The sequence below is a fragment of the Cobetia sp. SIMBA_158 genome (assembly GCF_046566945.1).
Classification (GTDB): Bacteria; Pseudomonadota; Gammaproteobacteria; order Pseudomonadales; family Halomonadaceae; genus Cobetia; species Cobetia amphilecti.
The window spans coordinates 1-243 of sequence record NZ_JAWJYL010000951.1 but is presented as its reverse complement, the minus strand read 5'-3'; the positions used below and the strand labels follow the sequence as shown (position 1 = coordinate 243).

Here is a 243-nt window from a genome sequence, read left to right as displayed (position 1 = left end):
CAGGTCGCCAGGCTTGAGCTCGTCGGCCGGAACCAGGCCAATGAGCGGCAGAAAAATCGTCTGCCGAGTGGACGTCTTGATCACGGCGCACCTGCCGTGGTGCTCGGACTCTTCGGCGTGTGCGCCTTCCTCGGCGTCCTCGTCCACGTCCGGGTCAATGTCGAGGATCTGAGTCAGCTGAGACAGAAGCGGCGACATACCTCGACCACGTTACCAACCAGGTACGGCAGCACCTTGTTCTGC

At 62.1% G+C, this 243-nt stretch carries 1 protein-coding gene; it reads right to left on the bottom strand.

Translation table 11 applies throughout. The features are described 5' to 3' along the window. Positions 1-198 (bottom strand): hypothetical protein (locus tag R2R70_RS22615; protein WP_410979289.1); only part of this gene is annotated, 198 nt, incomplete at its 3' end. Positions 199-243: the final 45 nt, after the last annotated feature.